12 protein-coding genes are annotated in these 14,580 nt (G+C 47.3%); 4 read left to right on the top strand and 8 right to left on the bottom strand.

The annotated features are described in order from the left end of the window. Positions 1-146: 146 nt before the first annotated feature. Positions 147-689, bottom strand: a complete 543-nt coding sequence (locus tag MTP37_RS01085) for a stage V sporulation T C-terminal domain-containing protein (RefSeq protein WP_249237823.1) — start codon at positions 687-689, stop codon at positions 147-149. A 225-nt stretch (positions 690-914) separates the two neighbouring features. On the opposite strand from MTP37_RS01085, the gene MTP37_RS01080 reads away from it, so the two are divergent. From MTP37_RS01080 to MTP37_RS01070, 3 genes are read left to right on the top strand one after another with little or no spacing between them, the layout of a single operon-like run. Next, complete coding sequence (locus MTP37_RS01080) at positions 915-2,171, top strand: BaiN/RdsA family NAD(P)/FAD-dependent oxidoreductase (RefSeq protein ID WP_249237822.1); 1,257 nt, start codon at positions 915-917, stop codon at positions 2,169-2,171. 39 nt (positions 2,172-2,210) lie between these two features. Beyond that, positions 2,211-2,456, top strand: coding sequence for a GNAT family N-acetyltransferase (locus MTP37_RS01075; RefSeq protein WP_249237821.1), 246 nt, complete (start codon positions 2,211-2,213; stop codon positions 2,454-2,456). A gap of 21 nt (positions 2,457-2,477) precedes the next feature. Continuing rightward, positions 2,478-2,888, top strand: coding sequence for a NifB/NifX family molybdenum-iron cluster-binding protein (locus tag MTP37_RS01070; RefSeq protein ID WP_249237820.1), 411 nt, complete (start codon positions 2,478-2,480; stop codon positions 2,886-2,888). A 1,313-nt stretch (positions 2,889-4,201) separates the two neighbouring features. Here the strand turns inward: MTP37_RS01070 and MTP37_RS01065 are convergent. Both MTP37_RS01065 and MTP37_RS01060 read right to left on the bottom strand, forming a co-directional pair. Continuing rightward, entirely contained in the window at positions 4,202-5,620 is a 1,419-nt protein-coding gene (locus MTP37_RS01065) for an ATP-binding protein (protein ID WP_249237819.1), read from the bottom strand. Between the two features lie 150 nt (positions 5,621-5,770). Further along, positions 5,771-6,106, bottom strand: a complete 336-nt coding sequence (locus MTP37_RS01060; RefSeq protein WP_112091683.1) for a hypothetical protein — start codon at positions 6,104-6,106, stop codon at positions 5,771-5,773. A gap of 156 nt (positions 6,107-6,262) precedes the next feature. Between MTP37_RS01060 and MTP37_RS01055 the strand changes: the two genes are divergently transcribed. Beyond that, on the top strand, positions 6,263-7,069 hold the full coding sequence (locus MTP37_RS01055) for a hypothetical protein (protein ID WP_249237818.1): 807 nt from the start codon (positions 6,263-6,265) through the stop codon (positions 7,067-7,069). 367 nt (positions 7,070-7,436) lie between these two features. Here the strand turns inward: MTP37_RS01055 and MTP37_RS01050 are convergent, their stop codons facing one another. Genes MTP37_RS01050 through MTP37_RS01030 form a run of 5 tightly spaced genes read right to left on the bottom strand, consistent with a single transcriptional unit; the run spans position 7,437 to position 14,521 of the window. Next, positions 7,437-8,198, bottom strand: a complete 762-nt coding sequence (locus MTP37_RS01050) for a M48 family metallopeptidase (RefSeq protein WP_249237817.1) — start codon at positions 8,196-8,198, stop codon at positions 7,437-7,439. Then, on the bottom strand, positions 8,195-11,302 hold the full coding sequence (locus MTP37_RS01045; RefSeq protein WP_249237816.1) for a type I restriction endonuclease subunit R: 3,108 nt from the start codon (positions 11,300-11,302) through the stop codon (positions 8,195-8,197). Before MTP37_RS01045 ends, MTP37_RS01050 begins: the two co-directional genes overlap by 4 nt. Before the next feature lie 10 nt (positions 11,303-11,312). After that, positions 11,313-12,431 carry a hypothetical protein gene (locus MTP37_RS01040; protein WP_249237815.1) on the bottom strand — a complete coding sequence of 373 codons (1,119 nt, stop codon included), beginning with the start codon at positions 12,429-12,431 and terminating at the stop codon, positions 11,313-11,315. Position 12,432: 1 nt separating this feature from the next. Further along, positions 12,433-13,587: a restriction endonuclease subunit S gene (locus MTP37_RS01035; protein ID WP_249238733.1), complete on the bottom strand. Its 1,155-nt coding sequence runs from the start codon at positions 13,585-13,587 to the stop codon at positions 12,433-12,435. Between the two features lie 19 nt (positions 13,588-13,606). After that, complete coding sequence (locus MTP37_RS01030) at positions 13,607-14,521, bottom strand: DUF2806 domain-containing protein (RefSeq protein WP_249237814.1); 915 nt, start codon at positions 14,519-14,521, stop codon at positions 13,607-13,609. Positions 14,522-14,580 lie beyond the last annotated feature (59 nt).

The following is a 14,580-nucleotide window of genomic DNA, read 5'->3' as shown; positions in this document are numbered from 1 at the left end:
CTGCAAATGCCGTTTGCCGCCACGACCCCACCCGTGAAAACGCAATGCCGGGCGGTCTGCAGACCGCCCGGCATTGCTCTATTATAAATAATTTTTCCGCTGAATATGCGCAAAGCAGCGCGGCGCGCATTCAAAATCGTCCCGCCTTACTCTTCCATCTGTCTGGCCAGAAACGCTGCCGCCACATTCACCGCCTTGAGCTGGGCGGCATCCGGCACAGCGGTGCGGTCTTCGGTCAGCAGCCCCACCACGCCGATCACATCGCCCGACGCAATGATGGGTGCGGCGCACAGCACCACCCGGGGCGAGCCCTCGCAGGGCAGGATGCATTTTTCCGCAACGCCCTCGCACTGGTACAGCCTGCGGCCATCCATCAGCTTTTCCAGCGGCTGGCTGATGCTGCGGTCGGCCAGCTCCCGCCGGCCGCTCCCGCTCACCGTGAGGATGCGGTCCCGGTCTGCTACAAAGGTGGTAAGCGCAAAGCTTTTGCTCAGCACCTCGGTGTACTGGGCCGCCACTGCGTTCATTTCGCCAATGGGGGAATACTTTTTAAAGATCACCTCGCCGTCGCCTGTCGTGAAGATCTCCAGCGGGTCGCCGCGGCGGATGCGCTGGGTGCGTCGGATCTCTTTAGGGATCACCACCCGTCCCAGCTCGTCGATGCGGCGCACGATACCTGTTGCTTTCATTGTTGGCTCCTCCGTTTCCTTGAAAATGCCTGCACCTCTAGTATCTGTCAGCCCGGGCAATTTATACCTGCTGCCCCGCGCAAAAAGACCTGCGCCGAATGCTGCCCCTTCGTTGCGTTTCCGGCAGGGTTCTGCTACAATGATACAAAAAGCCGTTTTCATAAGCACAGCACCCTGCTTATGAGGACAGCTTCTGAAATTCTGCTGAGAAAGGCAGGTGTCAGGATGCCGAACATCCTCATTCTTGGCGGCGGTGCCGCCGGGCTGGCCGCCGGGCTGGCCGCCGCACAAAGTGCACCCCGCGCGCAGGTGGTCGTGCTGGAACGCAGCCCAAGGCCGGGCAAAAAGCTGCTGGCCACCGGCAACGGCCGCTGCAATCTGGACAACACCGGCATCGCGCCGGAGCGGTATTTCACAGCCGACCCGGCGGCGCTGCTCCCGCTGCTGGACGCTGTGAACGCAGCCGACCCGCTGGGCTGGTTCCGCGCTCTGGGGCTCTATACCCGCACCGACGAAGCGGGGCGCATCTATCCCTATTCCAATCAGGCAGCGGACGTGCTGGCCCTGCTGGAGCACCACCTTGCGCAGCACCATGTGCAGCTGCGCACCGGCTGCACCGTGCGCACCCTGAGCCAGAGCCGCAGCGGCTACGCTGTGCAGTTCGAGACGGCAGAGGGCAGCACCGAGATCCTGCGTGCGGATGCCGTCATCTGCGCCATGGGCGGTGCCGCCGGGCCGCAGTTCGGCACCGACGGCTTCGGCACCCGGTTCGCCGCCCAGTGCGGCGGCAGAACGGAGCCGCTGTACCCCTGCCTGACCGCTCTGCAGTGCGCAAAGCCCAACAAGACTCTGGCCGGCATCCGCGCCAAGGCCGCGGCCTCCCTGTTGGACGGAAGCCGTGTGCTGGCCGCAGAGACCGGCGAGGTGCAGTTCACCGACTATGGCCTTTCCGGCATCTGCATCATGCAGCTGTCCGGCCTGCTGGCACCGGGCCGCAGTCCAAAGGCTCCTGCGGTGGAGCTGGATCTTTTTCCGGCGCTGGACGAAGCAGCGCTGACCGCCCTGTTCCGTTCTCATGCCGCCCAGACGGCAGGGGACAGCCCTGCCGGGTTCTGGCTGGGTCTGCTGAACCGGAAGCTGGGCTGCGCTGTGTGGTCTGCCGCCGGGCTGAGGGACGGCAACGCTCCCGCCGTTCTCACCGCCGGGCAGTGGCAAAAACTGGCCCACACCGCCAAACACTGGCGCTTTGAGGGCCTGACCCCCTGCGGCTGGAAGCAGGCGCAGGTGACTGGCGGCGGGCTCTCGCTGCGGGAAGTGGATGCGCATTTTCAGTTTCAGGGCTGTCCGGGCCTGTATTTTGTGGGCGAAACGCTGGACTGCGCCGGCAGCTGTGGCGGCTTCAATCTGCACTGGGCCTTCGGCAGCGGGATCGCAGCCGGGCGGGACGCCGCCCGCCGTGTTCAGCGGCAGCGGAAAAAATAGCCGTCCGGGAGCAGAAATGATGAGCAGCACCGCCGCATATTGCTGCCGTTCCGTTCACCACCAAGTAACAAAACAATTCACTATGTGCTGGTACATCCTGATTATCAGGGGAAAGGCATTGCCGGAGAGATGCTGGAACGTATCAAAGAAAAATATAAGAACTACCTATATATCGAGGGGACGCCAGAGGACGAAAAGAATGTCCCGATCTATGAAAAGCACGGCTTTCAGCGGATGGAGCATGGTGCGGCCATCCAAATTTGCAATTATTCTGATAAACGCTAAAAAGCAAAAGGAGATTCAGCTATGAAAATCGCAGTTCCTTACGAAAACGGTCAGGTGTTCCAGCACTTTGGCCACTCCGCACTGTTCAAAATCTACGATACAGAAAACGGCAAAATTCTGAGCAGTGAGATCGTTTCTTCCAATGGTCAAGGCCATGGTGCATTGGTGGGCTTCCTTGTTCAGAACGGTGTAAATGTCGTTCTCTGCGGCGGTATTGGTGCCGGTGCGCAGAACGCTCTTGCACAGGCCGGGATTCAGCTGTTTGGCGGCATTTCTGGCGCAGCTGACAGCGTTGTTGCGGATTACCTTGCAGGAAATCTTGTTTTTGATCCAAATGCCCACTGCGACCATCACAGCCATGAGGAGGGGCACACCTGCGGCTCTCATTCCTGCCATGAGGACAAGGGTGGTTGTACCGGAAATTGTCACTAACACTTTTTGATTTCCGTTTTACTCCCCCGAGAAAACCGCCTGCATCGTTTGTGATGTAGGCGGTTTTTTGTTTGAAATACACGGCTCATTTTCTCGCAGAAATTAACATTCGGTTTCAAATCAAGTAATATTTCAATCAGAAGCGTGATCCTGTTTTCTGTGCAGAGAAAACGGTGATTTCGGAGGGCTGCTATCCACGATCTCAGGAGCAACGGCAAACTCCATATCAGCGACCCACATATGCTCAAGACAGCTTTTTCCTGTGCCGGTAAAAGAAAATCTGCCGGACGGCATCCAGATCACCCCGGAAGGGATGCTGAAGGTTGTCCGGCAGATGAACCCCGACCAGCGGCGTGAGTTCACCCGCCTGCTGTTCGCCTGAAAAAAGTATGGAAAGATTCGCGTTTGCGAGCGCAGCAATGAAAGCCCCAGTGGGGCTTTTAAGTAACAGAACGGTCTTGCGCCAGCAAGATGGAGGGGCCTCGCCCCGACAAGTTCCGCCACGATGCACAGAATGCAGACAATGCAAGGAAAAACACGGCTTTCCCGCCGGTGTGCAAAAGTGTGCAGAACCCCGAAAAGCGGAAAATTCCACGATGAATCTTACGATTCTTCGTGTGATTTTTGTGTGTTCGAGGGAACTCGAATCCCTGGCCCTCTGATTAAAAGAGCCCACCGGGCAGAACACTCTGATTTTAGAAGTTTCGAGTTTACGTCATTTTTGTGCAAAGCATCGTGATTTTTCACTGTGTAATTTCTGCACCCTTTGTCATATTTTGCAAATCAGAGTACCCATTGCATCCCTTGAAACCGTGCAAAAACAGTGCAGAAACCGTGCACTTACTCTGGGACAAATGAAAAATGATAGTTTTAACCACTGACTTGATGGCGATTTGAGTGACCACAAAGGTAAATTTGATACATGGAAAGAAGAATGCCCACTCGTCTGAGAAGTTCTCAGGGGAGTGGGCATTCTGTATAATGGCATTTTGTATATGTCACTTGCCACTTTTAGCATGGAGGTTGCCATTTTTTGAGATAAAGTTGCCACATTTAGCGTAGAAGTTGCCATTTGGGGAAAGAAGTTTCTGCTTTTTTATATGGCAAGTTTCCGCACTTTCCGCGTTACTTTCCACACTTTCCGTACCCCATGAGATATGAACACCTGCTAAACTTTTTCAGAGATTGCTATTTTTAAGACATAGTTGCTAAATCTTGCCCAAAGGATGCTACATTTTGGCTCAAGGTCGCTAAACATAGCGCACAGAAAATCCCGCAATAATATAATTAAACTTATGATAATTCGGATTATATTATTTCTTGTAAACTGCATCTTCCTGAATCAGAATCAGGTTGGAATTCTCCGCTGCCATCTCCACCAGTCGATCTGTAAAACCGCTCTTGGAGAACAGCCCATACACAATTTTGTAGCCACTAAACGCCGCTGTAAGTTCTTTGGACTGCCCCTTTTCCTGCAAGGCAGCGTAGACCGCCACATCCACAGGTTTCGCATGGTACTTGCACTCACCGAGGAACAGCCGCTTATGCTGATGGTCCACCGCTGCAACATCGATCTCTGTGTCTCCCTCGTTGTCGTTGCGCCAGTAAGAGCCAATGCGTGAGGGCGCAAATTCGATCTGCCCCTTTCGGCACAGTTCCGCAAAGATATTCCGGCAGATGCTCTCATAAGCGAAAGCCACAAATTTTTGCTTAAAGTCTTTGCCCATCTCGTCCAGCACGATCTGTTGGTTGTCCAGTTCCAACTCTCCCTTGAACGGGTACACATAGCGGAACCAAAAGCGAATGAAGTTGTCCGAAACATAGTACAGGCTTTTCCGGGAACGCTCTGGATTCTTTTCGGTGATGGGAACGTTCTTGATAACAAAACCAAGGTCGATCAGTGTTTTCAGGTACGGCGTAATAGCTGACGTGTCCTGCTCCATCGTCATACCGATCTTGCTCAGCTTGTGGTTGCCGTCCGAAATCGCTTTTAGCACGGAGAAATAGTTGATAGGCGTCTGCACTTCCTCGTTGAGCAAGAAATCCGGTTCTTCATACAAAAAGCCATTTTTCGACAGTACCACACGCCGAATCTGCTCCACCAGCGGCTCGTCCGTCTGGAAAAACTCCATATATTTCGGTACGCCGCCCGTGATGGCATACTGCTCCACAGCCTGCTCAAACGACAGGTTCTGCGCCGCATACACATCCGTAAATTGCAGCGGCATCAGCCGAATCTGTGCCGTTCTGCGGCCATAGAGCGGACTGTCGTAGGCAAGTGCGTGTTTTTTCATCATGCTGATGAGGGAACCGCAGAGAACCAGCATCACGTTATGGTCTTTCAGCACTTCATCCCATGCGTTTTGCAAGATGGACGGGAAATCCGGGTTCGTCTTGACCAGATACGGAAATTCATCAATGACAAGCACCTTTTTCTCGTCCGGGTGGTCATCTGCTACCACTTGGAATAAATCCAGCCAGTCGGTGAATGTGACCTTGCTGAGCATGGGGTTCTTAGTAGTGCGGGAAAGCACTCCGGCAAACCGCTTCATGCTCTGGGCTTCACTTTCTGTGGTTGCCAAAAAGTAGAACGCGCGTTTATCTTTGATAAACTCTTTGATCAGCGTCGTTTTTCCAACACGCCGCCTGCCGTAAATCACCACAAAGCCGCTGCCGTGCTCTAGCTCCGCATTCAGCGTTGCCAGTTCGGATGTTCTACCAATGAAGTCCATACCATTCACCTCTTGCTTAATATAATTTGAATTATGATAATATCGATTATATTATAGTTGTTCTGCACAAAACCGTCAATAGGACGAAACATCGAATTTTCAACATCAAATTCATACAATGTAGAAAACTCCGGGCTTTTTCAGTTCAACTTAAGCGGCTGAGAGAAGTCTGTGGACGTTTTTGATTGCAATAGGGCTACCAATTGCTATTCCAACTACACTAAAAGATACTACGGCAAAATAGAGTACGTTTTGCCAACGCTCCTGATTTCTGCGGTCGTAATTTCTGTCCATAGCATCCAGCTGTTCTTGGGTGTTCATGTCATCGGCCGACACAATTAATTTTTGTTTTGTTATATATTTCTCTTCTGATGTGGCTTCGGCATCGATTACTGCATCAGAAATTTTTTGACAGACTTCATCGATGACTATGTTCTGAAGAGATTTCGTTTCGCCGAGTGGCTGCATAGTATTTTGTTTGTTCATAGATAACCTCCTAAATATATGTTTGTCCGGGATTGACAGTTCCTTGGTGTAGCTATATCATACTACTAGATGACGGATGAATCAATCTTTAAAAACGTCTGTTTCAATCGTTTGTAAACATAAAAAAGATAAATATGTCTTTAACGAGGTGATATAATGGCATTCAAATCTATAAATCATGATGATGAAAAGATTTTCTATAACAGACTGTGGAAATTGATGGAGGAGCGAAACCTTTCAACGGCAAGAGAATTAGCGCAGGCTTTATATGCCGAGGAGATAGTCCCTGTAGGCAGTGCATCTGAAGACGAGATATCTATAATAGGAAGTATGACGCGCAGAATACAGGAACACTTAAATTTAGAAGGTACAGATAAATTGCAGGGTAGATATGTCAAAGCGTATTGTGATTTTTTTGGATGTTCAGCAGATTACCTGTTTGGCTTATCTTCAATTAAAAGTGAAAATCCAGATGTTATTAGATTCTGTGAAGCAACAGGGTTATCTGAAAAATCGGTCAGAAGGCTAATAGAAGATTTACCGGAAGATATAAAAAGAGATTTAGTTGGGTTTTGGTCTAATGTTTTAGAAAGCAATTTGTTTTATGAAGTACCTTTAGAATTCCATCAAATGTGCTATGAATTGGGACAGTACAGAATTGCACAGGACCAAATAAAGGCAATCAATATGGCGGCTAAAAAAATGGACAATTCGGATACATTTGTCGATACTTGGAGAGCGATGATGGAGAGTAATTATCTAAAGGAAGCTCAGCCGCATGAAGGGTCCTACCATATGCATCTGAATGAGCTTTTAGTGAATGTGACAGCGTGTTTGGAAAATTGGGTGGATGAATATGTTCCTACCCATAAAAAAGAGATTCAACAATATTTCTATGGTGACTTAAATAAGAGACTTCAGGAGAGTTATGATGAATTTTTGAAAACAACGCAATTCGAATAATATCACAGAAAAACCGCCTCACTACCGGAGTAAATCCGATGGTGGGGCGGTTCTTTTATACCTTGATTTCTTGACCGTTCTTGAAGGTGAAGCGGATATCGTCAGTGCTGTAAGCAGGTCAACGCCAACGCAATCACAGCGTAATAGAATATTTTTTGAGACGGTAAAGGGGATTTTATCTGCTTTGCCGTTTTTTCACATCTGGACTCCAACATGCCTTTGTGCTATTCAGCGATTCCATCGCGCAGCCTGCGCCGGGACGGTGCAGATTTGAAGGGTTTGGGATTTCCCAACAAGTATTTTGCAACGCAAAATGGTCTTTGTATATACGAAGACACTGCTTGCGGGTCTGCTGGTCATATACCCTTCAGCTCTCACCACCACAAAACGTTTCATATTTTTGACTCCATTCAAACTGTGCATTTTTGTCTAACAGTTTTTTGCGTTGCTGCCAATCTGGCATAAGTGTCGACAGTATCGCATAAAAATCCTTCGAGTGGTTTGGGTACAGAAAATGACAAAACTCGTGCAATACTACATATTCAATGCAACTGACGGGCATTTCGAGCAAGTGCCGGTTCAATGTAATGATAGCTTTCTGTGGAAGACAAGATCCCCAGCGAGTATCCATCGATCGAATATGGATTCGTGGAAATGGCACATCATATTTTCGAAATATCGGATAAAGCTGATCCACTGTCTGCTGAAATATTTCGCGGCACACCTTATTCAGATAACGGTCAACAAGACGCTTTTTTTGTTCCTGATCTTCTGTGTCTTTTACGGTAAGATAGAGATAAACGCCATCGGAACGTATATCGTCTTTTTTTCCTTGCTCTACCCGCAGACGCAGACTGCGCCCCAACACGGAAAAGCTTTCCCCACTGACATAATGCCGGGGCTGCGGTGCGTACTGTCGGAATTCTCGAAATTGCTGCTGTGCCTCAGCAATGTAACGGCTGCGTCGTTTCACAAATTGTGTAACAACACTTTCCGAGACATCTTTCGGAGCAGAAATATAAACAGAGGAATCTGTCCGAATCCGAAGATTGATATTGCGTACGTTCTTTCGTTCCAGCTGATAGCAGATATAACCATGCTCCGTCTCAACCGCACAAATCTGTATCATGCAAACCTCCGCAACGCAACTGTTTTAACATTTTCAATAATCATGTCAATCACATCAAAAGAAAGTACCAGGCCCTTTTCTTTTTGATAGCGGTAAAACAGATCATCAATATCCTGTGAGATTCGATCATGAATCGTCAGGTTATGGGTCCAGTCCACCTGGCTATGCTTTTCGATGATTGTCGTAATATCCAGTGCCATCTCGGCGGCAAAATCAGGCTCCACTGACAATTTTTCATTGGAGAAAATCGCGGTCAGTACACCATAGAACGCCTGTGCATGGACATTGGCTCGGATACGATCCGGGTATGCGATAGCGCTTTTTCCCGTGCGGTAATCCTCCAGAATATCCCGCATCTTGGCCAGATATTCTGCCTCCGTTATCGTCCGGGCTTTATACAGCTCCAGCGCTTCCTTGATGCGCTTGGAAAAATTTTCATAGTATGCTGGGTTCTCCTGATACTTCGTATTGATACTCTTGGCGAGCCGTGTGCGAATCGCATCAGCTTTGGCACGCAGTGAGCCTAACTCGTTTAATTCCTTTTCAAACGCATCTCTGTCCAGAATGTCTACCGGCTCGGTGATTCGCTTCAGACCCTCTACTGAAAGGTGTACGTCCAGCAGGTTTTGCATCAGTGGTTCGTATTCCCGATTGTCAATTGAATCCCCATAACGAGGTTTCACACTGCGCCGTACCGCAGAGAAAAAGCCAAATGCTTTGATATATTTTTCCCGCTCTTCCACTGCCAGCGCCTCATAGGTTTTTTCAGAATTCAGAACAAGATTCAAGGAGCGGCCAAAGTTACACAGCCGTTTGTAAAACTCTTCCCGCTTCGAATTATCCGCTAAGAAAACCTCTACCGCCTCTGCATCGGTTCCGGCAAGTGTCAGACCGGGAACAGCCGAAAGCAACTCCATCAGTGCAGAATAATCGTTGCGTACCGTTCCAATCGCAGAGAGCACGTCCACCACAACGCCTTTCAGATCATGCCCATCAAAGTTTTCCAGCCCGGCACCACTGTAAAGCTCCATTGCCTCATCCAATTTTTTGATCAGGCCCCGGTAATCCACGATCATTCCATAGCTTTTTCCCTCGCACAGGCGGTTTGTGCGGGCAATGGCCTGAAGCAAACCGTGCTCCTTAAGTTCTTTGTCCAAGTAAAGCACTTGGCAGAGCGGCTCATCAAAGCCGGTAAGCCATTTGCTGCACACGATCACAAGATCCAGTTCTCCGGCATGATACTGTGCCTTGATTGCTTCTTCATAATCATCGGCACTGCCATAGCGCTGCATCATCCGATTCCAGTAGGCAACTACCTTGTCGTCTGCTCCTTCATCTGCATCATCCACGCTCTCGCGCAGATCCGGGGCCGAGATCACGACAGCGCAGTTCAGATCGCCAAATTGCTCAAAGCATTCCAGATACCGAACGGCATCCCGCTTGTAATTGGTGGCGACCATTCCCTTGAAGCCTGTATTTTTATAGGTTCGGCAAAAGTCCTCGTTGATGTCCAAAGCGATCCGTTTGATGCGTGCATCCGTAGAGGTCAGCCGTCGGATGCTGCTCCATTTCCGGGCGAGATCATCCCGCTGTGATTCCGTCAGGCGTTTTGTTGTTTGCTGAAACCATAGGTCGATGTTCTTTTCGTCAACTTTCTGCTCCACAAAGCGGCCTTCATAGATCAGTGGAACAATTGCACCATCGGCTACACCGTCCTGAATCGTATACTTGTGAATCAGTCCGCCAAACTTTTTCAAGGTGTTCTTCTCGCTCTTCATCAAGGGCGTTCCCGTAAAGCCGATATAGCAGGCGTTCGGGAAAACCGTCCGCATTTTATGTGACATTTTGCCGTAATTGGAGCGGTGGCTTTCGTCCACAAGAACAAAGATGTCCCGAGATTTGTTGCAACCGTCCAGCCGCTCGGCCGTGCTGAATTTGTTGATGATGCTGGTGACGATGTCCACCCGCTCATCCGTAACCAATCCCAGCAGATGCCGCCCGTTGGTAGCACGCGCAGGGCGAAGCCGCGTGTGCGCGAATGTCGCCGTGATTTGCTTATCCAGCTCTTTTCGGTCGGTGACGATCACTACACGTGGATGGTCTGCCTGCAGCTCCAGCAGCAAATATTTCGCCACCATCACCATGGTCAGACTTTTTCCGCTGCCCTGTGTATGCCAGATCACACCGCCGCGCCGATTTCCTTTTTCATCACGCTGTTTGACTGTGTGCAGAATTTCCTTTACCGCAAAATATTGCTGATATCGGCAGATCTTTTTCACATTGTAGTCAAACAGCACGAAATACTTTGTCAGTTCCAACAAACGGACCGGTGTAAACAGGGAAACAATATCTTTATCCTGCACCGTCGGTGTCCGATCCGGGATCAGCTGAGCTATTTCCCGGTCCAGGAAATCTGCATCTTGCTCTTTCCAGATGCTCCAGAATTTTTTCGGCGTTCCCGTTGTCGCATAGCGCACCTCGTTTTTATTGGTCGCCATTACGATCTGCGCAAACGCATAAAGCTGGGGGATATAGTGAGGCTGCTGGTTACGGCAGGTTTGCTCAACAGCTTGTTCCACCGGGATATCCGGAGCCTTGCATTCAATCACCGCAAACGGAATTCCATTGACAAACAGCACGATGTCCGGGCGGGCATCATGCTGTCCATCGGCGCTTTCCACCGCAAATTCTTCCGTGACATGGTAAAGGTTCTGCGTCGGGTCCTCCCAGTCAATGTACTTCAAGTTGAAGTTCAGCAGCCTTCCTTCGCCTACAGTTTCGGGATAACTTTTGCCCAACATAAGCGCATCATAGATTTTCTCGCTGGTGCGCACAAGACCGTCCGTCAGCGGTATTTCCAGATCATCCATGGCGTGCTCAATGTTGACTGCAGAAAATTCATTTTCCACACCGCCGTAGGTATAGCGGTTCAGCTTCCGCAGCTGACCGCGCAGCACATCCCGCAACAGCACCCGGTAGCCACTTCCGCGCTGCTGACGGCATTCTTCCGGGGAGAGATATGTATACCCCATGGCCTGCAGCAGTTCCAGCGCAGGCTTTTTGCTGATGTTGGCTTCGGAGTAAATGGATTTATCGAGGTTCATGGTGACCTCCTTATTTTTTGACAACTGTATCAAATGTCATCTTTTCAAATGCAATATCATTTGTTTTCAGAATACGTTGCTTGGCGGTGTTAATCGTAATAGTATTTTCATTTATTTCGGCTTCTTCCAAAATGTAAGTATCCTCATTGTGGAAAACCACCATTTCATTTGTAGTTTCATGCAGGATAATCTTAAATCTCCTCTGTGATTTTGCTGATAGAAATCCAGCTAATGGCATTACAAAAAGCACTGCGACTATTGTTGCCAGAGCGAGCAAAATCACAGATTTAAAATCAACTTTAAAATGCCCTCTATTTTTTTCATATTGTTCTGATTCGCTTTTCTTTAATTTTTTTATGCGTTCCGACAATCTTAGATTTTCTTTCTTAAATACACTTTCCTGAGAATGCTTTCTCAGTGTCTCTCTTTGGTTTTTCGTGTTCTCATAGGAATAAAAAAAAGCTAGAGCCAGTTGCAGGAAACTAAGTAATGTTATTGATGCTAGTTCCGTTAAGCTGACCGCCGTAAAAGACAGCCACGCCGTAAAAAAAAGAATTGCCTCTGCTGCCACAGAATCTATTATAAGAGCCTTTTTCCATCGCCAAATATTATGTCGATTTTCATATTTCAACTCTTTTAGTGCCTGTCTTTGCAGCTTTAAGTCTTCTTTTATTGATGCAATTTTCTTCCACAGGAAAAAATCCTTCTCAGTTGCGTGTTTGTTGCTCCAAAAATCCTTTTCAATCAAAATCACTTGTTTTTCTGAACTTTTATATATTTTCAAGCAAACACCTATTTGCTTTTGAATATACCGTTCAACTACTGAATAGTGATAATAGTTTGCAACCGCTCTTTCAGCAATACCATTTGCAATAGTAATTGCCACCATCCACATAACCGAATTCACGGCTAAATAAGCAACATTTTTTGTTTCCAATGTAGCATATAACTCATCAACATTCCAGTATTTCAAATATGCAACGTTGGAAAGTCTCCCAGCATACCCGATTATAGCCGACATAACAGTTACAATCGCTGAGACTACCGCGATTAAAACCGCCGGCGTTTTCTTTAGATATTCCTTTATTTTTTCTTCAGAAAGACTAGTTTTTTCGCTTACCTCTTCCATTTTATTTCACCCTCACAGCTCCAGTTAACAACAACTGCATCAGCGCTTTTTTCTTCTGCTTTTCAGCCTCGATAGATTTTTGGAGCAGACCAATTTCATGGTCGGCGGTGCTTAAGATTTGAACAATTGCTCTTTGTTCAGCCACCTTTGAAGGGATGGACACGCTGATCTTTTTAAAATTCTCATATTTCAAATTTCTTGTATCATCTACAAGTCCTTGGGAAAAACGGTAAAAAGAAAAAATCACAGACTGTGTCTTAAAAAGATATGCAAAATAGCGTGAATATACACCCTCCATCGGTGCGAGAATGGTATATGCCGGGCTTACAATACCTTCATACTCCGAATAGGCAGAAACGCCTTGCCACATCCGCATGGTATTGTAACCAATATCGCCTGGGCAAATTCTTAGATATTTTGATTTGTCTTCACTCGAATTGTCTTTTAAATCAAGACAATCCCTAGGCAAAATTCCTCTTGTGCTTGTTATTGCAAGGAGACCGAGATCACTTCGATTGATCTCAACTCGATTTTCAAATAACTCACCGAGCTGTTTTCTCGTCCATTTCTCACAAAATCCCGGCAGCCGCTTTTTCCCGGTCAACAACTGCTGCATCAGATATTTTTTCTGCTGCTGTTTTTGAGCAAGGAGCTTTTCTTTCAGCTCAATCACTTTGTCCTGTGTGGAAAGGATGGCAACAATCTTTTGCTGCTCAAGTTCATCTGGCCATAGAATCTTGAAATTTTTGATAATCTCTGCATTCAAGTTTTCTTGATTCCCGGTATTACTCAATCTTCGAATTGCATGATATGAATTTTGCAACTGATAGAAAAGAAATTTTGAACATCCACTGTGTACGGTAAGGGCTGCACATGCTTGATTTACAGTAGCTTCGATTCCAAGGACTGCTGCTGTACCTCTCGTTTTTCCCTGCCCATACATTGCAATTAAGACAGTTCCTTTATGATACAGTTTTAGTGCAGTTTCCTTTAAGGCCTTTTCTGTAACGCACTCTTTCGATGCCGTTACACATCCAGATTCCAATTCACCTGTGGTAATCCATGGAATACTACCATTCCAATATTCTGACTTTCGCCGACTTGGTGTATTTCCCGAAGAAACATCCGCGATAGATTTTATTGCAACTACTTTCATTTTCACACTTCAGCCGTCCTCATTCGGTCTGGGATTCAATAATATTTTTCATGCTGTTCCAAAATGGAAGAATAAGGCCCTCCCAAAAGTTTGAAATTCTTTCGGGTTGTATGGAATTATACAATGCCTTTCCTGCTTTTGTATAGATAATATTTCCAACTGGAACTTTTTCATCTTTTTCAACTGACTTGAATTTTTCAAAATAGCACACTCTACTATTTTCTTTTGAAGTAGACATATAAAATCCTCCAGGAAATCCATCAAAATCTGTGCTGATCAGGCCCAATGCCTCGAGGTCTAGCAATTGGTCGAATGTCATTTTCGGGAAATTATAATCTTCGAGTTTGTTGTATATTATAACGGGAGCGAAATCATCTTCCAAAGCAATTGTTGTTGAACACAAAAAAGAGAATACTTCGGCATCAAGTGTATCCATCCGTGAAAGAATTTCTAACAAAACTCTTGGTATACATCCCGGATGATTACATTCATTCGCCAGAATTTTACCCCATATCAACTGAAACTCTTTTTTCGATACAAGACGAGCTTTATCCATGAACTGTGCTAGCCAGTCATCATCAATATTTTCTGGTTTTGCATCACTTTTCACAGATTGTATTGCAATGGCTACAATATCTTCTTGGTTGCAGTACTCCTTAATAATCTTTTTTGAGTTACTGATCAATGCAGCTTTAACCAATGGATCCTTGTCGCTATTTTGAATTTCTGCAATATAAGTATCTACTGCTATACGACTTGGTGTATCATGATTTGCACACCACCCCACTGCATGCTCCAGTTTATCCAGTAATGCAGTGACAACCCCACCTAGCGCAGTAGCAACTTCGCCGGCTCCTAAAAAATCCGTCAATGCTCCCATTTTTCCTTCCTCCTGTGAATTACTTCCTGCAGTCGATAAGCTTTCATCAGCCATATTCTTGCTTCCCTTCCATAAGAAAGTATATCATACGCCAATGTACAATTTAAACAACA

The sequence above is a fragment of the Faecalibacterium sp. HTF-F genome, from assembly GCF_023347535.1.
Classification (GTDB): Bacteria; Bacillota; Clostridia; order Oscillospirales; family Ruminococcaceae; genus Faecalibacterium; species Faecalibacterium wellingii.
Note: the sequence above shows the minus strand (reverse complement) of the source record. Positions and strands in the feature narration are given on the sequence as shown.

Bases quoted from the DNA above. Each gene is read 5' to 3' on its own strand.
- MTP37_RS01085 (WP_249237823.1), bottom strand. From the start codon at position 689: ATGAAAGCAACAGGTATCGTGCGCCGCATCGACGAGCTGGGACGGGTG.
- MTP37_RS01080 (WP_249237822.1), top strand. From the start codon at position 915: ATGCCGAACATCCTCATTCTTGGCGGCGGTGCCGCCGGGCTGGCCGCC.
- MTP37_RS01070 (WP_249237820.1), top strand. From the start codon at position 2,478: ATGAAAATCGCAGTTCCTTACGAAAACGGTCAGGTGTTCCAGCACTTT.
- MTP37_RS01065 (WP_249237819.1), bottom strand. From the start codon at position 5,620: ATGGACTTCATTGGTAGAACATCCGAACTGGCAACGCTGAATGCGGAG.
- MTP37_RS01060 (WP_112091683.1), bottom strand. From the start codon at position 6,106: ATGAACAAACAAAATACTATGCAGCCACTCGGCGAAACGAAATCTCTT.
- MTP37_RS01055 (WP_249237818.1), top strand. From the start codon at position 6,263: ATGGCATTCAAATCTATAAATCATGATGATGAAAAGATTTTCTATAAC.
- MTP37_RS01050 (WP_249237817.1), bottom strand. From the start codon at position 8,198: ATGATACAGATTTGTGCGGTTGAGACGGAGCATGGTTATATCTGCTAT.
- MTP37_RS01045 (WP_249237816.1), bottom strand. From the start codon at position 11,302: ATGAACCTCGATAAATCCATTTACTCCGAAGCCAACATCAGCAAAAAG.
- MTP37_RS01040 (WP_249237815.1), bottom strand. From the start codon at position 12,431: ATGGAAGAGGTAAGCGAAAAAACTAGTCTTTCTGAAGAAAAAATAAAG.
- MTP37_RS01035 (WP_249238733.1), bottom strand. From the start codon at position 13,587: ATGAAAGTAGTTGCAATAAAATCTATCGCGGATGTTTCTTCGGGAAAT.
- MTP37_RS01030 (WP_249237814.1), bottom strand. From the start codon at position 14,521: ATGGCTGATGAAAGCTTATCGACTGCAGGAAGTAATTCACAGGAGGAA.